At 53.9% G+C, this 20,940-nt stretch carries 18 protein-coding genes; 9 read left to right on the top strand and 9 right to left on the bottom strand.

Annotated elements, in window-relative coordinates:
- Positions 1-55: 55 nt before the first annotated feature.
- The 6 genes from M4951_RS06110 to M4951_RS06085 form a co-directional block, all read right to left on the bottom strand.
- On the bottom strand, positions 56-3,142 hold the full coding sequence (locus M4951_RS06110; RefSeq protein WP_262025598.1) for a DUF1156 domain-containing protein: 3,087 nt from the start codon (positions 3,140-3,142) through the stop codon (positions 56-58).
- A complete protein-coding gene (locus M4951_RS06105; RefSeq protein WP_262025597.1) occupies positions 3,139-4,200 on the bottom strand; it encodes an abortive infection family protein in 1,062 nt (353 codons plus the stop codon). Before M4951_RS06105 ends, M4951_RS06110 begins: the two co-directional genes overlap by 4 nt.
- Positions 4,146-4,718, bottom strand: a complete 573-nt coding sequence (locus M4951_RS06100) for a hypothetical protein (RefSeq protein WP_262025596.1) — start codon at positions 4,716-4,718, stop codon at positions 4,146-4,148. Before M4951_RS06100 ends, M4951_RS06105 begins: the two co-directional genes overlap by 55 nt.
- Positions 4,719-4,985: 267 nt before the next feature.
- A complete protein-coding gene (locus M4951_RS06095; protein ID WP_262025595.1) occupies positions 4,986-6,464 on the bottom strand; it encodes an ATP-dependent nuclease in 1,479 nt (492 codons plus the stop codon).
- On the bottom strand, positions 6,461-9,901 hold the full coding sequence (locus M4951_RS06090) for a helicase-related protein (RefSeq protein ID WP_262025594.1): 3,441 nt from the start codon (positions 9,899-9,901) through the stop codon (positions 6,461-6,463). Before M4951_RS06090 ends, M4951_RS06095 begins: the two co-directional genes overlap by 4 nt.
- Positions 9,898-10,134 (bottom strand): MerR family DNA-binding transcriptional regulator, encoded by a 237-nt coding sequence (locus M4951_RS06085; protein WP_262025593.1) that lies wholly within the window; start codon positions 10,132-10,134, stop codon positions 9,898-9,900. The genes M4951_RS06090 and M4951_RS06085 overlap by 4 nt, the downstream gene beginning before the upstream one ends.
- A gap of 310 nt (positions 10,135-10,444) precedes the next feature.
- Between M4951_RS06085 and M4951_RS06080 the strand changes: the two genes are divergently transcribed.
- From M4951_RS06080 to M4951_RS06065, 4 genes are read left to right on the top strand one after another with little or no spacing between them, the layout of a single operon-like run.
- Positions 10,445-10,813 (top strand): DUF1257 domain-containing protein, encoded by a 369-nt coding sequence (locus M4951_RS06080; RefSeq protein WP_262025592.1) that lies wholly within the window; start codon positions 10,445-10,447, stop codon positions 10,811-10,813.
- Positions 10,810-11,004, top strand: a complete 195-nt coding sequence (locus M4951_RS06075) for a DUF2997 domain-containing protein (protein ID WP_262025591.1) — start codon at positions 10,810-10,812, stop codon at positions 11,002-11,004. The genes M4951_RS06080 and M4951_RS06075 overlap by 4 nt, the downstream gene beginning before the upstream one ends.
- 60 nt (positions 11,005-11,064) lie before the next feature.
- Positions 11,065-12,549 carry an AAA family ATPase gene (locus M4951_RS06070; RefSeq protein ID WP_262025590.1) on the top strand — a complete coding sequence of 495 codons (1,485 nt, stop codon included), beginning with the start codon at positions 11,065-11,067 and terminating at the stop codon, positions 12,547-12,549.
- 44 nt (positions 12,550-12,593) lie between these two features.
- Positions 12,594-12,884 carry a hypothetical protein gene (locus M4951_RS06065; RefSeq protein WP_262025589.1) on the top strand — a complete coding sequence of 97 codons (291 nt, stop codon included), beginning with the start codon at positions 12,594-12,596 and terminating at the stop codon, positions 12,882-12,884.
- Positions 12,885-12,915: 31 nt separating this feature from the next.
- On the opposite strand, the gene M4951_RS06060 is transcribed toward M4951_RS06065, so the two are convergent.
- Positions 12,916-13,137: a helix-turn-helix domain-containing protein gene (locus tag M4951_RS06060; RefSeq protein WP_262025588.1), complete on the bottom strand. Its 222-nt coding sequence runs from the start codon at positions 13,135-13,137 to the stop codon at positions 12,916-12,918.
- Between the two features lie 118 nt (positions 13,138-13,255).
- Between M4951_RS06060 and M4951_RS06055 the strand changes: the two genes are divergently transcribed.
- From M4951_RS06055 to M4951_RS06045, 3 genes are all read left to right on the top strand, one after another.
- The gene (locus M4951_RS06055) at positions 13,256-14,110 is read left to right on the top strand and encodes a hypothetical protein (protein WP_262025587.1); all 855 of its coding nucleotides are present in this window, start codon (positions 13,256-13,258) and stop codon (positions 14,108-14,110) included.
- A 396-nt stretch (positions 14,111-14,506) separates the two neighbouring features.
- A complete protein-coding gene (locus M4951_RS06050; protein WP_262025586.1) occupies positions 14,507-15,184 on the top strand; it encodes a hypothetical protein in 678 nt (225 codons plus the stop codon).
- Between the two features lie 12 nt (positions 15,185-15,196).
- A complete protein-coding gene (locus M4951_RS06045; protein WP_262025585.1) occupies positions 15,197-15,448 on the top strand; it encodes a hypothetical protein in 252 nt (83 codons plus the stop codon).
- Here the strand turns inward: M4951_RS06045 and M4951_RS06040 are convergent.
- Positions 15,445-16,062: a hypothetical protein gene (locus M4951_RS06040; RefSeq protein ID WP_262025584.1), complete on the bottom strand. Its 618-nt coding sequence runs from the start codon at positions 16,060-16,062 to the stop codon at positions 15,445-15,447. The two genes, M4951_RS06045 and M4951_RS06040, sit on opposite strands and share 4 nt — an antisense overlap.
- Before the next feature lie 107 nt (positions 16,063-16,169).
- On the opposite strand from M4951_RS06040, the gene M4951_RS06035 reads away from it, so the two are divergent.
- Positions 16,170-16,394, top strand: a complete 225-nt coding sequence (locus tag M4951_RS06035; RefSeq protein ID WP_262025583.1) for a hypothetical protein — start codon at positions 16,170-16,172, stop codon at positions 16,392-16,394.
- 43 nt (positions 16,395-16,437) lie between these two features.
- A complete protein-coding gene (locus M4951_RS06030) occupies positions 16,438-16,641 on the top strand; it encodes a hypothetical protein (RefSeq protein ID WP_262025582.1) in 204 nt (67 codons plus the stop codon).
- Between the two features lie 2,192 nt (positions 16,642-18,833).
- Here the strand turns inward: M4951_RS06030 and M4951_RS06025 are convergent.
- Positions 18,834-19,985, bottom strand: a complete 1,152-nt coding sequence (locus M4951_RS06025; protein ID WP_262025581.1) for an IS5 family transposase — start codon at positions 19,983-19,985, stop codon at positions 18,834-18,836.
- Between the last annotated feature and the right edge of the window lie 955 nt (positions 19,986-20,940).

Here is a 20,940-nt window from a genome sequence, read left to right as displayed (position 1 = left end):
AGCTGTTCAAATCTCAGCCAGTGAGATACGGCCTCAGCAAGTTCTTGCGGATTTATCACAGTCCCAACCCTTTCTTTCTCGCCAGCACTCCATCCACCCACCGTTTTTCGTCGGTTTCTTTCAGGTAGAGCGCGGACAGTGATTGTGCGAGTTTCCAGAAGCGAGCGTCGGTGCCAGCTCCGTCGTCGACGAGAAAACGGCGGAGGGCCTCACCTCGACCGGACGCGAATAGGATCATGGATTGATGGACACGGTCGAGGACGGTATCACCAGCCTGGGGCTTGAGTTCGCCAGCAACATTCACTTCCGCCTCGGCTTCAAGTGCGTCGAGCATTTTGAAAAGATCGAGTTGCGTTTCATTTTTCTTCTTACGACCACGGGAGGTAGTCGGTCCCGGTTCGTCTTTGCCGAACAAGTGGCGGGTTCGTTCGCTGGCCGGGAGCAGGCGGGCCTTGTCGCCTTTGACTTCGACGATCGATTCGCTTTGTTCCAGATGAATTCCTAGCCCCTGGGCGATTTTGCGGGCGGTGTCGTATTCAAGGGTGTAGCCTTTGCTGGCCACCACTTTCTCATCACTGTCGCTGCTTCCCTGCGAGTTGCTACCGTTGGTCTCCATGCCACCTAGAGTCCATAGCCACATCGCGGTCAGGCGAGCATCCGGTTCCAGTCCGGCTGCGTCGGCGTCCTTAAAGATCATCGATAACGCTTCGGTCGAAACGGTCGCCCAGACCTGTTCCAAGTATTCACGCAGCGGTACTGCCTCCCCGCTCGCTTTTTCTACCCGACTGTATCGGCTGAATATTTCGAGAGCTGGTCCCAGGCAGGCGAAGATCGCATCCGCCCCAACAACTCCCTCGGCTGCCAGACGAGGCATCCATTCGTGGATTCGCTTGGGGAGTTCGGAAAGAACATCCCTCCATTCACCCGTTTCTTCTCGTAATGAGCCATCAGACTTTTCACGCGGGCGACAAACAAGGTGGACTGATGACGCAAGTGTTCGTTGTCGTTGGGCGACGATTCGACTTGCCATTTCTGTATCAATCGGCCAGGACGCAGTTACCTGCCATCCAGCACGCACAAGAGCTTCGAGCAATGACTCCCAAGCGTCGGTAGACGAATGAGCAAAGACAATGGTTGCAATCCCCGCTGGTTTAGTAATGCGCCGTCCCTCAGCAAGTGCTGTTTCCATTTGCTTTTCGTAAAACGCACGATCCTTCTGTCGATGCTTGACAGCGGCGTGTGGGAGATTTTGAACACACTCTTCCTTTTTTGGGGTCACCTCAGTTGAGAATAGTTTTGGAAGATCGCCACTGAGCGATCTGCGAAACCACACATAGAAGAAATCAGAGAGATCGGAATAGGGAACTGAGTAGTAGTAAGGGGGGTCTGTCAGGAAACAATCTGCGATATCGTTGGGGAGAGGATGTTCAGTGGCTGATGATTGCTGCACAGTGCCGACCTGCCAGTCTTGACCGATCGACTCGAGTATGTGCACCATCCGGTCGATTTGAATGCTCCAGGAGCCGCTCGATTTTCCGGTCGTGACGCCCTCCGCAAAGTCCCACACCATGTTGATTGCTTGTTTACCAAACAAGTGTCTCGGGCATTCGGCGATCGGTTCCCACGCGCACAATGAGTTCGCCAAATCTGCATGCTTTCCCAGAGAGAGCGTAAGCATCACGCGTACGGCGATCGCCATTTCCGCATCGTTGAAGGCTTCATTTCCGATTGATTTGATCTTGTCAGTGAGAACAAGCATCGCAAGAAGCTGGCGGGGGTGGAAGAGGTGGCTAAACTCGTGGATGCCATATTGCGGAACAGGTATTCTTCTTGGTTCGGTTCCCGAAAATGTCTCTTTCGGTGACTGTGTAAGCTCGCCTTTTCGGTGACTCAGCTTCGCGTATGCTTGTGAAACGACGTGATCATCGATCGAGGTTGGCAAGCGATATTGTCGCCCCGATGTTGCTGAGGAAATCACAGCGATGGCTAGCAATCGCGAATCGGCCGCGCCACCAAAACGCTTGCTGAGCTGATCACGAACGCTTTGCACAGGAGTCGTGAAATGCGTTACCGGACATGTGGCCGATCCTTGAGAAACCGTTCCCGCTTCGACTTCTGTATCACGATCTGGAACGAAGATTTCCAGTTGTGGTCGAAGGACATTGCGATGCTGTCCGTCTGCGGTTTGAACAGTGATATTGTCCGTCAAAACAGCGCCATCTTTGTTTCGTAGCCAGCGTAACGCGATTTTCCGATTCCGCTTTTTACAGAGCCACATGGATCGGAGTAGTGGAACTTCAATAGGCGTTCCTCCACCAGGCCCTTCAGACAAAATTGTCCGTGCCCAAAGGTATGCGATTGGCGTCGCACCGTCGGGGTCCTTGGGATAGACATCGGCTAGTTCCTGCTGGACCTGTTCTTGAACCCAGTCGCCCCATTTGCGGATCTCATCAGCCAGTTTTTTACCGTATTTGGGGATGTATTCTAGAACGACCTTATTCAGCAGTACCGCCACAGGATTTAGATCGCTAGCAAACGCATCTCCACCGACCCGCAAGGCTTCTAGAGGAATGGCCCCGCCCCCGGCAAACGGGTCGACCACCAGCGGGCGTGTTCCCGGTTCGCCTCCCAGGGCTTGGTGAGCGGCCTGCGTGAGTGCCCGGCTCGTCTCCAGATATGCGGACACCGCGCTGTTATCCCAGTTGGCAAAGTCGGCAATGAAGTCGAGCAGGCACATCCGCAGCATCGGCATATCGGTGGGTTCATCCGCATCCAGCGTTAAGCTCCCCGCTGCAATCGCTTCCCATCGCCCTCGGCTTTCTTGTGACAGGTGCTTTTCGCTGGCAAGCAGTTTTCCTTCACTGGTGATCTTTTTTGGAAATATACGGCCAGCAAACTGTTTGATCTGCACAACAGCTGCCTCGCGAAACGCAGTCGGACAGAGTTCATCCGCTGGGTCAGGCCACAAGGACGCACAAATGACTGCCCGACAGGACGCCAACGGCCGTCTGGCCCACCAGATATGCAGCGTCGAAATATGTCCATGTCGAATCGACTTCTCACGCCGCGCATGCGCCGAGATGCGAGCAATAGGGAGATCGACTTCGATCAGTCGTTTGGGATACTTTGCCGGTTCGCTCATATAGTTTCAAGTTGCTTTTTCAATTGCCATTGTTCCATGAGGAACGTGCTGATATTACCGGCTGCATTGACTGCCAAGCGGGCGTGTGCGGCCGTCAACCGAGTATCGTTAGGGCCTTGACCGTGAGCCAAGCTGAACTTTGTTCGTAACGCTCCCAGGTTTTGGACAGCACTTGCCAATCCTCCGCAAAGTTTGCGAAGTTCCTCCTCGGCTTGATTTGCTGGATCTAAGTCCAGAGCCGAGGCAGTCGTCTTGAAGAGAGGAGAAATCGACTGATCGTTGGGGCGATCTATCCCCAAGTCATCGAGCAAGTGCTTGCACACAGACTCAGTGAGGCTACAAGCTCGGGCGATAGCGCTCGCTGGATCAGTAGCGATGTCGTCCATGGCTGATTTCCAGTCTTGCACGACAGAAACGTATCCAATTTGTTGTGCGACATCTGAAAACGTCGCTCCAATTGCAAGAGTCGGGTTTGCTAGACAACGAGAGGCAAGGTCAGCGGCGTGACTTACATCCGTGAGACGAGCGTTGAGCCTTGCTCCAATGACTTGCAGTAGTTCACCAAGCTGGCCCGCCGCGACCGCACGTTGAAGCCACTCGATGGGAGAGGCGTCAATATTCTTCGAGCTGTATGTGGGCCCGCAAGGATCCGGTTTTTCAGCATCCGCTATGCAATCATAGTTATCACGGCAGGATAGGGTGATGCCGGCTTCAGGACTGAAAGAAAAGTGCCCGAATACAAAATCACCAGTTGGTTCACATGACCATAGGTTCGTATCTTTACTCGATCCGTAAACATCGATCCCTTGGCAAATTGTTGCCAGAGAATTCGACAGTTGGCGAAGCCTTTGGCGAAGCGCAGACTCGCTGACGGAAAGCTCTGACGCGATGCGTTGCAAAGCTTCTAGTGCTTCGTGTTCGCTCATGAATTTCTTCTTAGAGAGTCGCTTGAGAAAAAAGGTGCGATTGGGCGTTGCTGCTTGTGTCGGGATTTTGGAATACTTCACGACGATGGAGTCATTGTCGATGGCTGGAAGCGACGAAGGGTCTTGTTCCATGTGATGATCATGGCAGCGATTACTAAAATGACCACCAGGATTGCCAGCCCGATAACCCCAGCTCGCCATGCGTACTCCCAAAGGCGGATGACAATTGAGATCGCTGCAAAGGAGATCCCAATCATCATAAAGACGAGTTGGGACGTGAAGGATCGTTGTGCGTAGGCTTGATTCCTGGCGAATGCGTGAGGTGTGGGTTCTCCACCTTCAATTGCATTGGGGACAAGTTGAGTGTTGTTGGCAAGCGTCTCGGCAAGCAACAGCATTTTGCTGGTAAACGTGACATGAAGAAGCGTATGTCCGATACCCAGCGAAAAAGAGACGAGGGCGAGCAATAGGGAAGCGCCGACCCAAAGAGATACTTCTTGCTTAAGAAGCATCACGGTAATACCGGCGATAAGGGCCGAAAATAGCGTGACCATAAGGCGATCGAACGAGGCGACGAGTTCGATAGATTTATCGAAGTAACTAGCTTTAGGCAGTGAATCCCGCCATGCGTTTTCCGACTGTTCTCTCATTGCAACTCGCTGCTCTTGTTTTGATTGTCTCTAAGTGAATTTAAATATTGTTCGACCGTCATCATGAGAAATGCCTATAGGGGCAATACAAAGGTCGGAGCAGTCAACCACGACGCATGACTCGTCGCGAGGCAAAGTGCCAACAATTGCAATGCCTGACAGGTATGCAGCGTCGAAATTTGTAAATTCCGTATCGACTTCTCTAAGAATAAATGCGCCATAGCGTGCGAAATACAAGGATTAAAATCGATAGGTGATTTCGAGCTCTCATTGTCTGGAAGCGTCTTCCTTCAGTTGTTCGATGAGTTGATTGGCCGTGCTCGGTGCAATGGCGTGCGAATATGCTCGCGACGCCTCTCGCATAACGAAATCAGCATCACAAGATACGATGCGTCCAATCAGGTCGAAATAATCATGACAATCTTCATCCTGTAGAAGTCTCGTTACTTCATCAGATTGCAAGCCGTACGCTTTTTCAATCATGGCGAGTACGGCAACGCTGGCTACCAGCTCTTTTTCAGGAGGGCGAGTACCTGGCAGTTTGTGAATCGAGTTCCTGTGATCGGCATGATCATCGCCGTCGAGAACTGCCGCTATCTTGATTCCCGCCTCACTCAGCGTTTTCATGGTCTGCCGAATAGCATCCTTTCCGCTTGCCTCGATTTGTCCGTCGTTGCGTCGATGTCTGGCAACTGCAATATGGACTGTTTTAAGGAAATGACAATCGTGATGCCGAAGCAACTCTGTCAGTACGATCTTGGCCGCTTCATCTTCAACAATAATGGTCAGGGCTTTGTCATGTCCCTCCGACATAAGGCTTTCCGCCTCGTAGGACGCAATTCCAGGAAGCCCTTTTACTACGCCATCTTGCCGACAAAGATAGACAAGCGAGGCTTGAGGCAGAGCACGCATCAGTCGTTCGCTGTGAGTCGTGATAAAAATTTGGTGTCCACGGCGATTCGCAAGATCAATCAGGTACTTTCCGAGTTCATACTCCGCTTTAGGATGCAACGAGATTTCGGGCTCTTCCAGTAACACGAGTGACTTCTCCGGGCACGCTTCAAGAGTGCGGAGCAGGTTGTGAATACGACCTTCACCGCAACCCATGTGGGCTTCCGAATAGGAAAGGGCTCCACGTTTTGCATATAAAACTTCGGCTTGTCGATTCCTGTGCGAAACGGTAACAGATTGTATTCCGTCGTATCCGCTTGAGAGAATTCTCTTGCACCATGTTTGCACTGCCGGTTCCAAATCTGTGGTGCCAGTCAGGCTTAATGCTCTAGCATTGCGAAATACGAAGTCGCGTTTTTCACTTTGCGGGAGAAAAAAGCCAACGCCAAAGAAAAACACCTCCCTCTGCTGTCGCCGGGGGTATCCCTGCCATCGCTGACTTTTGGGATTGTAAGAAAGTGTAAGCGAGGTTGATCGACTGCTTGTCCCCTGTAAAAAGACCTGGACAGAAGCGTCGTCGATGAATGGAGTCGTGTCGAGTGGGCCCTTTGCAAGAAAACTGCTTATTACGTATCCATTGGCTGAATTGTAAACGGCCGCCGCAAGGTGTAACAGCGTTGTTTTGCCTGTGCCGTTCAGCCCTGAAAACGCAGTAATTGGACTGCGAATTTCTACGTCCGTATCCAGGTGGCTACGAATGCCCTTCACGACAATGCGATTTATCGTATTTCCGAAATTGCTAAAGCGAGCGCTCTCGCGAAATCGTCCATCAAGTTCTCGTCGAGCATCGCTCATGCCTTGCCCCCCAAAATCTGTTCTGGGCCAATGCGATAGTGTTCGACAGCCATCACAGGTTGCCACCCGAGACGGGCGGGGTTCTGTACAATGTGAAGTTCTGCCGTCCCGGCGCAGTTGAACACAGCGTAGAGCCAGTAGTCGTTATTCATCCGCTCCGCCGTCCGGTATTCGTTTTCACTCAGCGCTACGATGCCAACGCCCGCCCGTCCCTTGACTTCGATAAATCGGACTTCGATGAATGTCTTAGGATCTTCTGGATGAGGGCGTCGGGAAATCAGGTCAAAGCCTCGGTTCTCCGACTCGACGCTTTCGACGACCCAGCCGCGTTCCTCTTCGTGCCGCGTCGCGACTCCTATAGCGATTCGCTCGATTTCATCATCGCGGACCATAGGCGCGAAATCAGAGTTGCTGCGATCGGGATGAGGCATAACCCATGCCCGACCCAGGTGCTTGATGTCGGAGATGGAGCTATGGCGTTCTAATTCCAGCTCTTGGCGGCGGCTTTCCAGGCGGTTGTTCAGCGTGTCAAGGTGCTGCTCGGCCTGGGCGATTAATCCGTCAAGCCCCTGAACTGTCTGACCATCGATTTGACGATTCAGGTAGTCGGCAAGCTGGAATTGTCCGCGGTCGATTAGCGCGTTCAGGCTGATCTCTACATGACGCTGGATCCGCTGAACTTCGCCGAAACGATCGGCTGCAATCGCCTCGCCCCATGGTGCTAAAGTGCGCTCATACAGATATTGCTCGACGCTTTGACGATCGGGGAGCGTCACGCCATTGGCAGGACCGATCGTGCCCTGCGGCGCGGCAGCGATGTCGAGCAAGACGGTCGGTTCGTGTAACTTCATTTCGCCGCTAAGTCCCGTTTCAACGGCGAACAAGCGACGATGCAGCGTTCGCCCTCGGCCATCTCTTACGGACGCGGCGAAAACATCCAGAAGTGCTGGTTCGTTGCGGTGAAGGTCGAAAAAGACTGCGCCGCGGCGAAGGTGATCTTCGGTGCGGTGGAGAATGTCGTGGCGGACGACCTCGAACAGCGGGTGCCCTGGGGTGACCCAATCTAAGGTCGGATCTTCACGTAGTCGTTCCTTGTCGAACGCAATCTGTTTGTATTCCCGTCCTAGCCGGCCAAAGCGATCTTCCTGAGCGTCCCCGATCGGGAGCAAATTACGTGGCGTTTTGCCGATGCGATAGATGTGGCTGTCTTTGCTGGTCTGCCTGGGGCGCAGGCCACATTGGGGGCCGGCATCAACAAAGAACTGTTCGATCACTTCGGGAACCAGGCGTCGTTCTTTGGCTTCAGCGCTTTTTCCGACCATCGCCGAAAGGTTCAGTTCTTTCTTGGCCAGCCCTTCGAGTGTCGATTCTGTGATCACCCGAAACTTTTCCGGACTGACATCGTGAACGATACGATCTTCAATCTTGTGGACATCGGTCTGGCGGGCATACATTTTGCGAAGCATAGCCTCGAGCTGATTGGCGGGAAATACTTCGCCAACTACATCAAAGACTTGATCCGACCCAAGGTCTTTGCGGATTTCAGCCAGGCGATCGAGCAGCTTTTGGAGCACCCGTCCTTCGCGAGTGTTTTGGGCGACGAAGTTAAAGACGAGACAGTCCTTTTCCTGGCCGTAGCGATGGATGCGGCCGACGCGTTGTTCAAGCCGGACAGGATTCCAAGGAATATCGAAGTTGATCATCAACCAGCAGAACTGTAAGTTGATGCCCTCGCCGGCGGCTTCGGTGGCCACCAATATCTGGCAACTCTCTTTGAACTCGCGCTCTGCATAGATGCGCGTGCCGGGCGTGTCACGGTCGCCAATTTTCATGCCGCCATGAATCTTTGTGACGGTCAGGCCCCATTCGACCAGCTTGCCAAGAGGTCGCCCGTCTTTACCGTCGCCAACGAGGAAGTCGAGCGTGTCTTTGTGCTCGGTGAAAACCAGCAGCTTCATTTGAGGATCATCAAAAATACCTTCCTCGTTGAGCACTGCTCGCAGTTTTGTCAATTTGGTTTGATCTTCGCGGTCTTCGAGTTGCAGAGCCTGTTCTACCAAGTTGGATAAGCTGGCAATTTCTTCCCGCAGGATGACCGGATCAACAGAGAGCACTTCATTTTCCAGTTGATCGACGATTTGCTGCTGTTCTTCGGCATCGAGATCATCAAAGTCGTCGGGCATCCGGCGCTGAATTTGTTCCTTGCGGAACGCCTCGGGGTCGGCCAGGATCTTTTCGCGGCGAAGTTTCATGCGTTCGAGGCTGCGACGCACAGCATAGATGGATGATGCCATCCGTCTCTGCAGCATGGCCATTGTAAACCCAACTGCGCGTCCTCTGGCCGACTGATCCTGCGCTGCTGCATATGACTGGTCTTCGACAAACCGGGTCAAGTCGTCGTAGAATTCCAGCTCTTCGCCGTCCAGTTCAAATGCGGCGCTGCGGACTTCACGCTTGGTAAACAATTTGTGAACGTCGCCAGTTTTCGGATCGGGGAAGGTGACAAGGGCTTCCTTGGTTCGTCGCAGGTAAAAAGGAGCATCCTGTTCTCGCATCGCTTGTTCGAGGCTTTGGATGCTGCCGTAAACGTCGGGGTCGAGCAAAGCGAGAAAACGCCGGAAGTGTTCGGGATCGCCTTTGTGCGGAGTTGCGGTCATCAACAGGTAGTGGTCCGTCATATTCGACAGCGACTCGCCAAGCCGGTAGGCGAAGGTCTTGTGGTCTTCGCTGCGGGCGCTCATCTTGTGGGCCTCGTCAACGATGATGAGATCCCAGCGCGAGCGCAAAAGACTTTCTCGGGCATCCTCTACAATGGATACCCAGGAAACGGAAGTGACAACCTGGTCATGTTCCTGCCACGGGTTTTGGCCATAGTTTTCACGTAGCACGGATCCACGAATGACCTTGAAGTTCTCGCGAAACTTGTCGGACATTTCCCGTTGCCACTGAAACGTCAAGTTTGCCGGGCACACGATGAGCACGCGCCGAACCAGTCCGCGGGCTTTTAGTTCCTTGAGCAGCAGGCCAGCCATGATCGTTTTGCCGGCACCAGGGTCGTCTGCAAGCAGAAAGCGGATTCGCGGCAGCCTCAAGAAGTAGCTGTAAACGGCTTCAAGCTGATGGGGCAGCGGATCAACGCGAGCAATCGACAATGAAAAGAATGGATCGTACTCGTACGCCAAGCCCAACCGGTGGGCCTCGATACCCAGGCGAAACATGCGGGCGTCACCATTGAATGGCTCGCGCTCGGCAGAAACTCGCAACTGTCCAAGTTGTTGAGGCGTGAGAACCGGATCGTGCGTTATGCCGGTGCTTCGGCCACGACCAATGATTTTGAGCGACGCGCCCATCGGCACGGTGGCCAGCACTTCGATCGGTTCGGGCAATGTTGGCCCAGTCACGATGCTGCCGATTCGGATTTGATTTTCGGTTGTCATTGATATTTGCGCCCGCTCGCAATCATCTCGCCCCTTCGTGGTGCGCTGATTGGCTTTGATGCTGCCTTTAAAAACTTCTTCAAATCAGTTTTCAGGAACAGCCGATAGCCATTGGCCGGATTGATGCGCACCGGGATTTTTCCGATCGTGGCATATTTTCTTAGCGTGGTTTGGGAAACGCCAAGGATTTCAGCCGCCTCGGCGGTTTTCACGTAATCACTCAACTTTTCCATCGTGCTGCACCTTCGATGCAAGGCAGGATTGGCTCCGACTAAGCAACGCAGTAGTCTATCAAACCCTACACCCCCACGGATAGCTGGTGCTCTCATTTTCTGAGCTCTCTAGACACGTCTGGTCACCAGTTACGCGAACCTACTAAATCCGGAGATTTTTCGCGTCAAGTAACATGTGGCAGTTGGCTTAGCTTGGGAAAGCAAGCGGCTTGCCCTGTCTCCCTGCGTTTTCCGGTTGAATTTGGAACTCGCAGGGATTTCTCGCTTCTTGGCGGGCCCCAAAGACGGCTCGCTAGCTCTGGAGGACCGTATGTCACACATCGTTTCCATTCAAACCGAAGTCCGTGATCCTGCCGCCATTCGGCTGGCGTGTGATCGACTTCGTCTGCCTGAGCCAGTCTTCGGCCAGGCCAAGCTTTTTAGCCGGTCCGAGACAGGCTGGGCTGTGAAGTTGCCGGATTGGCGCTATCCGGTCGTCTGCGACGTCGCAACGGCGAAAGTCGCCTTTGACAACTACGGCGGCCGTTGGGGAGACCGTAGTCATCTTGATCGATTCCTGCAGGGATATGCGGTCGAGAAAGCCAAACTGGAGGCTGTCAAAAAAGGGCATTCCGTGTTTGAGCAGTCGCTCGAAGACGGTTCCATCAAACTTACAGTCAATGTTCGAGGCCAGGCATGAATCGAACCATCGAGATCACGGTCGCCAAGGACGGCCAGACCCGCGTTGAGACGAAGGGATTTGTTGGCGCTGAATGCCGAGATGCGAGTCGTTATTTGGAGCAGGCCCTCGGACTGCAGCTCGACGAACTGCTCAAGCCAGGCTTCCATCAATCTGAATCTGTGCAGCAGCAGATTCGCTCCGGCAGCTAGGCGTCTCTTGACGTCGCTTTTGTTTCTGGACGTCACCTCTCTCATTCATGGAGGCATTCAATGTTATTGAATCAGCAGCTCGGGGAGTACGTGCGCGCGTGCTTCACAGGCATATGGATCGAATCGCACGAGCATCAGGATGCGCTCGTGGCGATCGCGCAGCTTTGTCGCGAAGAGAACTGGCGGATGTCCGCTTGGAATTTGGAATCGGGGCTGCGAACCGCTGGAAATGAATCCGAATCGTCGGCCGGTGATCCGCTCAGGGCGATTCGTGCAATCAACACGCTTGCTACGCCCGATGGTACTACGCTGGTGGTCCTGCAAAATTTTCACCGGTTTATCCAGTCGGCAGAGATCGTGCAGGCCTTGGCGCATCAGGTGCTTGCCGGCAAGCAAAATCGCACCTTCGTCGTGATTCTCTCGCCGATCGTTACCATTCCGGTCGAGCTTGAAAAACTGTTCGTCGTGCTCGAACATGAACTGCCCGATCGCGCGCAGCTTCGTGAGATCGCGCTAGGGATCGCAACGGAGGAGGGAGAATTTCCCGAAGGAGCGGGGCGGGAAATCGTGCTGGATGCGGCGGTAGGCCTAACCCGCTACGAGGCCGAAGGGGCATTCAGCTTGTCATTGGTCCGCGAAGGCCGGCTAACCGCGGCGACGCTGTGGGAGCAGAAGGCGCAAATGCTCAAAAAGAGCGGATTACTCGAACTCTACCGCGGCGGAGATAACTTCAGTCAACTCGGTGGCTTGAACTCGCTCAAGGCGTTTACCAATCGGGCCCTTCTGCGACCGAGCCGAGGCAATCCGCTCAAACGTCCACGAGGCGTGATGCTGCTCTCGCCGCCTGGTTGTGGAAAATCACAATTCTGCAAAGCGCTCGGGAGCGAAGTGGGGCGACCGGTGCTGCTCTTGGATGTCGGAAGTCTATTGGGCTCACTTGTTGGTCAGAGCGAGGAGCGGACGCGGATCGCGCTGCGGACCGTGGACGCGATGGCCCCCTGCATTCTGATGATCGACGAAGTGGAAAAGGCATTCTCTGGGATCAACGGCAGCAATGATTCCGGCGTCGCCAGTCGAATGTTCGGGACGTTCCTTTCCTGGCTGAACGACCATGAATCGGATGTCTTCGTCGTCTGCACCGCCAACGACGTCGCCAAACTTCCGCCAGAGTTCAGCCGCAGCGAGCGCTTTGATGGTGTGTTCTTTGTCGACCTGCCTGACCGCAAAGAGAAAGAAACAATTTGGGGAATCTATCGCGAGCTGTTTGAGATCCCTGCGGATCAGGATTGTCCAAGCGACGATCAGTTCACGGGGGCCGAAATTAGAGCCTGCTGTCGATTGGCGGCTTTGCTCGATGTTCCTCTTGCTCAGGCGGCCCAGTATGTCGTTCCCGTGGCCGTCACCTCGGCCGAATCGATCGAGCAACTTCGGAAATGGGCATCGGGAAGATGCCTAGATGCAAACAAATCGGGGCTTTTTCAATACTCGGGAAACAGTCCTAAACCGCGGCGGCGGCGCGTCGCACGCAATCCGTCCAACAACTAGGCGACCCTTGTACCGTGATCAATTGAACTAAGGGCAAACAGCGAATGCTCGACCATCGCCATTTAGCCACAATCCGTGCTGCGCTCCGCTACTGGCGTGAAGAGATGACGCCGCATGGAACGTCGGCAACCACGGCCTACTTTGGTGCGGATGACGCGGCGTCACTCGACGCTGTGGAAATCGCCGAGCTGATTCGAGACCTGGAAACGCTGCAAATCGGCTATCTAGTCCTCGACGGCGACACGCAAACAGTAGTTAGAAACCAAATCCAAGCAGCGCCGCCTCCAATTGTGGGCTCGCCGCTGACCTCCAAAATTGCGGTCGTGTTGTACTGAGCCGGCGCGTAACCGGCCTTCCGAGCTGGGGTTAGAGCCCCTTCATCAGTTCGGAGATCGAAACGCCGAGCGATTCTGCAATCCGCTCGATGTTACGAAGCGCTAGATTTCTCTCCCCACGCTCGATCCCACCAACGTAGGTGCGGTCGAGTTCGCAGATATGAGCAAACGCCTCCTGCGAGTAGCCCCGTTCGGCACGCAGTTCACGGACTCGCTCGCCAAACCTGATCAGAATATCTGCTTTTTTCGCCATGTCGCTAATTTGGCGATAATGACTACCATAAAGCCACGGACTATGCGTATCATTGGCATAGCTTGGCCCGATTTAGGTGGGCGTTTTTTGATTTAGACCTGTCGCAGAGGAGCAAGTCATGAATCTCGGTCACAATTCGTCAGCATCAAATTCAAAAATCTCAAGATTCTCAATCGATTGGAATAGTCTGGGGTGGAAAATACACAATCTGATTAGTCGCGCGCCTGGAATTTCGTTCACGATCGGTTTGCTGATCTTAGCCGTTTTGGCATGGCCATTCGGCCTGCTGACGAATGTTGTCTTTCTTCCGCTCATCTGCCTTGCCGCTTTTTTGGCGATTGTTTGCCATATTATTATGGAATTAACCGAGGCATGTAGCTGGTTTATGGAGCACGTTGCTCCATCGCTAGGAATTTCCAGTGCAGCAAACTCGCTTGTGGATGTCGATTCACTTGCCGGAGTAAACGAATCGTACTACTGGTCTTTGACGGTGTTCAATCGACATCATTCTCGATTCGGACGCCCATTGAACATTGACTTCGATGAGTCGCCGTACTACCAGTCCCATTTGCTCGAAATGCAAAAGGAGATCGATGGCGTCGACTGGTCATCACGATCGGGACCCAAAATTGAACCGGAGCTCGTCGCCTTTTCGCTGCGACTTTTGGAATCTGAAGAACGCAGGCTGAAGGTGCTCCAAAGATCGATTTCCGTATTTCTTTCACAAAAACCTCCGTCTTCTATTCAGACGCTGAGCGACGTCGTGGATTGGCTGGACAGATCGACGGTGGAAGCCAGAGAGCAGCTTCCGCCAGAAATCACGCAATGGTATGCAGACTTTCAGGAAATGTTGCGCAGTGAAATGGACCTACTGGATGAGGTCATCGCGATGCAAAGCAAGCTCATCAAAAGATATCCAGGACGCGATTTTTCATTGCCTGACATCGGTGGTGATATGCCGCAATCAAACTAACCATAATTGAGCACTCAAGAGAGCGCCTCAGTTAATCCGCTTCGAATTTTCCGGCCGCATCATTCTTAAAGAGAGTGGTGCGGCTTCCTTTGTTTCTTGTCCCAATGCACGAATGAAAAGGAATCCCGGATGACCACAATACTGGATCCCGATGTTGATCTCTCGCGGGAGTCACACGCAGGACGGTTGCAGTCAACGATGGCAGCCGCCCGGCTCAGTTTCACCTGGCTCGGAGTACGAAAGTCGCTCAGCTTGCACCAACGTGACCAAGCGGCGGACTCCTTCGGCGCGGAGGGAAAGTTTCTCTCCGCCGGCAAAAAACTGCTCGATACGTCCCATCCCGCGTTCAAAGCGGTCACGGCGATCCGTGGCCAAGCGTTGCATTACTGGAAGGGAATGAGCCTTCCTTTTCCGGAACCGGGCATCCGTCTGATTCGACAGGACGCCATCGCACATTTCGATACTCGGATCGCCGAATTTAAGGAGGAGCTTGACGAGGCGGTGATTGAACTCGACCGCCACTTCGCTGACCTGCGCCAAGCAGCACGAAGTCGCCTGGGCGAGCTTTACAATTCCGATGATTATCCACCTTCGTTGATCGGCATGTTCGCCATCGAGCACGACTATCCAAGCGTGGAGCCTCCGAACTATCTGCGTCAACTGAATCCCGAGCTCTACGAGCAGGAATGTCGGCGGATGCAATCTCGATTCGATGAGGCGATTCAATTGGCCGAACAGGCCTTTCTGGAGGAGATCGCCCGACTGGTCGATCATCTGGCCGAGCGCCTGAGTGGCCACGGCGATGGAAAGCCGAAAGTCTTTCGTGACTCGGCGATCGGCAATCTGACTGAGTTCTTTGAGCGATTCCGCCAGCTCAATGTGCGGTCAAACCCACAGCTCGATGAACTGGTCGACCGCGCACGGCAGATTGTCACAGGAATCGAGCCGCAGCAACTGCGAGATAACGACACCCTGCGAAGCCAGGTTGCCACTCAACTAGGCGCGGTCCAGGCGTCGCTGGACGGCCTGCTCGTTGATCGTCCGCGTCGCAATATTTTACGTCGCCCACGATGAGGAGCCGCGAAGATGCAACTTCTTATCTCATGCAATGGCGATGTCCGTTGCATTTACGACGAGGCGTTACCGCTGCGGGAGCTCGGCCGAGTCTCAATTGCTCGTGGCTCGCATGTAGAACCGACCGAAGAGGGAAATTGGACAGCGGATCTATCGCCGGTAAATGGTCCGATGTTAGGCCCGTTTGAGTCTCGTATCGCGGCGCTCGCCGCCGAGCATGCCTGGCTGAGTCAGAATTGGCTTGAAGCTGCTTCACGAATCTAGCTGAGCATGCCGGCAACGAGCTTTACCGCAGCACCGCTTGAGACTCGTCGAATCTGTAGCCAATTTACCAAGTGATCGTTGGGACAAAACCTATTCCGACCATCGGGATCTCGTCCCAGCACTGGTTCTAGGCCATCGATGATCGGTTTCATCAGATCGACGAGTGAGCGAACGCTGGTAGTGGAGATGGCGAGCCAGATTGGTTTGGAGATCACTGGCACGTCCCATTCTTTTTGAATGGCCGCGGTCCATTCTGATTTCCAGGCAAAGGTTGGGTCTGACGGCGGAATGTGGTCCGACTCGACGGAGAGCAACTTTCCCTCTGGGATTAACTGAATACCGGATTCGATGGTCACTCCGATCGGCTGGCCGACCAGTTTCGATGCCGTAATCGAGTTCAACTCGGGAAACCCACTCTGGTAAAAGCCCGACTTCTTCAGAGCTCGCATCGCAGGCCGGACAAGATTGTCCAGATCGACGTTTCGATAAGGTTCCAGTCGGAATGTCAAAGACACGTTGGCTAGATCACTTGCGCTGACGATCTCATCGACCCACAGGGCTTCTTTTGCGTCTTCTCCGCCGATCGCGGAGCCCGTAATTTCGATCTTCAACATTTTCTGTGCCCCCCAATGCACGCGACAGAGTGTCGCTGGCTACCGCTTGAATCGCTGTCGCCGATGCAAGTGGCTCTGTTCATTATCTCCTTAAGGATACGTTCCCCATGACCCAAACTGAAATCGCACGAGCCGTGTCCAGCGCTACTGGCGAAGACTTGGCCGAAATCCGCCGCCGCGGCTTTTCACTCGCGGATCCCTTCGACGTGAACTTCGATCCCGAACCGGATGATGTCGCCACCCAGATCATTGACTGGGACGACGCCGGACTCGGTCAGCCGTTTCCGGTCGCAGTTTCCCTGGCGGACTTGTTTGCTTGCGAAGCGGATTGAAGGTCCCTCGCCAACCGCTCTACCAAGCCCCCGCGGAGCACAAATGGAATCAGATTACCAAGATGCGATCCATCGGTTCCTCGGCTGGTTCGCAGTCGCCTGCGTGATCGCGGCCATCCACGCTGGCCCGGTGACGTTCATGATTTGGCTAGCCGTCGCTTATGTGTTGACGAGCATTGATGGCCCCGGCACGCCTGGGACTGGCGGCAAGCCGGGAAGTTGCGGGAGCCGCAAGCATCGTAAATAAGAATTGATAGAGCCTGTTGCCGGCCACTGAAAGCGTCGATCATCTCAACAGCCCGGCCCGATGGAGGCCGGGCTGCGGTCGATTTTTTTTAGCTATCAACGGAGAGGAAGGAGCGATCACGGGTCGAAGTTGTCGATGTCCAGCTGGAGTTTTCGGCGACCAAATGGCTAAAGCGAAGGGGGCTTCGCAATTCGAGCGAGGGGATGATGTCGGCGACCTACTGGCAAAACCTGGCGTCTGCGTGACCCGATTTCAACAAGACCCCCTGGGCGTGTGGTGGTTGGTTTTGCGAGCGGCGGAATGCTACCACCAATTTCAACGAAAATGGAGCGTTGGCAAGAAGTCTCGTCCCGTGCCAACTTTGAGCTAAGTCATTTATTACTAGCACATTAGGCACATAGGTAGCGCATCCCTCCCGAGACCGGCTAGCGCAAAACGACTCCATACAAGCCAAATCGAGGAAACGATCGAACCGAGTTCAGCGGCTCTCAGAGCCCTGAGAGCCGTTCTTTGCCCGTTCAACAGCGTAGATTGTCCGGACTTGCGTCGATGCGAAATGGTCATTTGGATAAAAGTACCCGCACAGGTTTGAGCAAAATGACCCTCCTTGGTTCCGAGTCGGAGATTCATCATCGCTCGCTCTTTGGGAGAGACTTCAGGCCTCGGGAACTACATAGGCCCTGGCGAAAATGCTAGGGCCCGCAGCGGTAAGACCTTTGATTACTACGTCGTATATCGCGATGGAAGGGGAAGGCGACGTTCCGCCTTATCGCGCCTACCCTTGCACTGGTTCCGACATATCGAGCCACAGATTTGGCCGAAACAACGAACCACGGCCCCTTCAAATATGCCATTTCCCATGGTCGCATTCCCCGCAATCAAGGCCTATCTAGCCGCTGCTGTTTGCTGGGGATTAGAAGGCGAATCGGCGGGCTACTGTCTTGGTGACGGCATACCGAGATCAGGCTGGCATCTTTCAGATGACGACAAGCTCGGTACGCGACGGATCGATCCATGCCGGCAATTCGAGGAGGGCGGGGTATCAGAATGAAGTGCTCAGTTCAATTAAGTCGAGCCGCGCGTCTCGGCAAATGGATGGCCATGGTGATTGGTATCTACCCAGGTGAGTCACGGGCTTGCTTGAGCCATGTGAGTGGAATGTCGCTGGAGATTGATTGGCAGTCAGGTCTTACGGCGAAACCCTGTCGGTGCGACTTCGGTCTTTAGAGGCATAGTTTCATCGCGGCTTAATTTGGAATTGGCGGTTCATCCATTTGTTCCCACGCATTATCTGACCATTTTGGAGCATAGGATCTCGGTATCGCACGCGGATCTGGCGAGGCAATCGTATGGACAAATTTGTGTTCTTTGTCTCGCGAAGTTAGGTTACGTCACGTTTGAGATTGACGTCGCATTCCAGCTGGCATTGGTGTTGCTGCCGTCTTGCTCTGAGCAGCAATCATTCTAAATGTTTACTGATGGAAAGTTTAAGTATTGCGGCGGCTGTTTCGAATCGGTTTCTATCTACCAATCAGTAATCAATGACAATGGACGCAGCATTTCACGGATCACGCGACAAACAGTCAGCTTCGGCAATATTGGTGTACATCATCCAGTTGGGAAGTGTGGAATGCCCCCCAAGTTTATGTCAAAGTTCAGAGGAACGCGTCGGATTGATCAACGAAGACTTGTTCGTAGGCAGATTCAAGTTCCAACGTGAAAACGATTCAAGTTGGCGATTTAGCTCCGGATCGTTTTGCAGCGAATTGGTTGGCTTGCTAAGGATCGCCGATTTTCTTGAGAATGGCAGTCTGGGTAGACTGGGGCAGCAGCCGTAATGGTTCTCGGGGGCGATATTGTGTACGAAATCGGGTTCAAAATAGTGCTTTTTTGGTGTCCAGAAACCTAAAGATTATGTTATTGGGAAAACGTAATTAAGCACTGCTCTCAGCTCGCTGAGGCGCGTATAACATAATCTTTAGGATACGGCTTCTGGAGCCCAAAACCGGCCCCTATAACATAAAGATTAACAGGCTGCTGAAAAACAGCTTCTACGAGCTGGGGCAGAGCGTTTCGTGGGTCGTTTTTTAATCTACGACCCTGAATCGCTGTCCTGGGACGCTTTGGGTTGGCGTTGGATCGCGGTTGCGATCCGTTTTGCGGCCCTCGGGACGCGGTTTTCTCCTCCTCCATCATGATGTGGGCTGCAGTTTTGTTAGTCGCAGTAAGTTGTAAGCGGAAGCGGCCACGTCGAAGTACTGTTGCAGTTTCCAACGCCCCACCCAGTGACTGCGGTCCAGGCCGGCGATTGTCTTGCACCAACCGAAACACTCCTCCACACGTTTGCGAACGCGTTGACTTACGACGTACTCGATGGTTTGTTGACGAGCTCGCATGCGGACCCGAGCTTCAATCCCTGCTTTGCGATCGCCGCGGGCAGTGGCTGGATCGGTCGGCTCTTTGGATCGCATCGCGACATGCGGAATCACGTCTTCTTGTTCCAAGCGAATCAGGAACTCGCCGGCGTCGTAGCCCGCATCAGCGCCAACGGTCTTGGGGCCGCGACCATGCTTCTGCTTGTAGCCTTGAATCATCGCAATCGCCGCGTCTCGCTCGGCCGTTCCGTTCGCTTCGGTCACGCAGGTTTCCACTATCAAACCGTTTCGATTTTCACTCAGCACGTGACCCAAGTGGGCGAGCCGCGACGCTTGGCCGCGACCTTTGCAATAGAGCCTCGCTTCGGGATCGGTGCGGGAAGCGTGCGTCTCGTTGCTCCGCTTTTTGCCGTGAAAATCAACGCTGGGGTTGCGCGGCTTGAACGAATTGGAACCGTCCGAGTCATCGCTCGGATCTTCATCTTTGGGGCGAAAGCTCTTCATCGACGCGTAGCTATCGATGATCGTGCCGTCGACGGTGAAGTGATCATCGCTGCAGAGGCCGGCGCCGATGGCCTGCTCTAGAACGGCCTCGAAAAACTTGGCGGTGATTCCGAACTGGTCCATTCGCGGGCGGTTGTAGGTGAAGACGGTCAGATCAAACGCCGCTTCCTCGGGCGACATGTCAAGGAACCAGCGAAAGAGCAAGTCCGTGTCGATCCGCTCGCACAATTGGCGTTCGCTGCGAAGCGAATAGAGGGCCATCAACAACATCGCTTTGAGCAACCGCTCCGGCGGAACGCTCGGCCGCCCGGTCCGGTCGTACGCCTGGGCAAAAAGAGCGTCCATCGACCGCAGGATCGCATCGACCCGCTTCTTCAGGGGGCGCAACGGATGATTCGGTCGAATCCGCGATTCGACATCAATGACAAAAAATATCTGCGACTGAGGATCAGGCCGACCACGCATTGAAAAGCTCCTTGCGAGTGATGGCGGTAGTGTACCAAACCACCCGACTTTTTCAGCAGCCTGTTAAGTTATTAGCTTACGCTATCTTCTGCGAAGGGCGGACTCCCTAGGAAGGTCGCCACCCTTCGAGAAGAAGAAATGAAAAAAAACAAATCAGTCCGCGCTGCTTTCGAGATGGCTGCCGTTAGCCGCAAAAACTAATTGCCCATCCTTCCTAGTGGCTCAACTTTCCCGGTTTCGCGAGGCGTCCCTATTCTGACATTATGAGTGTGATTTTTCGTTATGAGTGCAATTCCATCCCGCTCCCCGAGCCTGGCTCGACCGAGAAGGCCTCTATCTAGCCGCCTAAGGCCCTACGAGACGATTTGTGACCAATGAGGCGTCTTCGCGTTTTGGAGCTAAAATTGGGCCATTTTGAGGGCAATGTTTGCGGTTGAAATTTCTTAGCTCAATTGCATTGCGGTTCGTCTTGATTGACATGAATTTTCACTTGCGCGCGTCGCGAGCACTCCGAGTTCGCGGTTAGAAACACACGGCTGTGAGAGACGGCTGTGAGAGACGGCTGTGAGAGACGGCTGTGAGAGATGGCTGTGAGAGATGGCTGTGCAGCCGCATTCGAGGAGAATGCTCTCACTCATATCTGATGCAAAACGAGATCGGACGCTTTTGGTCAATAGAATCTTCCCCTTCTGAGATTTCATTTCCATTAGTTTCGAAGCAAACCTTGTCTCCCCGGCATGTTGTTGGGCAAGACGCCGGCACGAGCTTGCGATTGCGATACTATAATACTAAGGCTCTTCCCGCTGCACTCACGAACTGAGGCCTCTCGTGTTCAACTGGCGGAAAAAACATTTGGACGGAAATGCCACCACGTCTTTTCTCATTAGTTGAGCTAAGGCACCTGACCGCCGAAAAATGGGTGGTGCGTAACATAACGTGTCGTGCCTAAAGCAAG

The sequence above is a fragment of the Blastopirellula sp. J2-11 genome, assembly GCF_024584705.1.
In the GTDB taxonomy this organism is placed as follows: domain Bacteria; phylum Planctomycetota; class Planctomycetia; order Pirellulales; family Pirellulaceae; genus Blastopirellula.
This window is presented reverse-complemented; position numbering and strand designations above follow the sequence as displayed.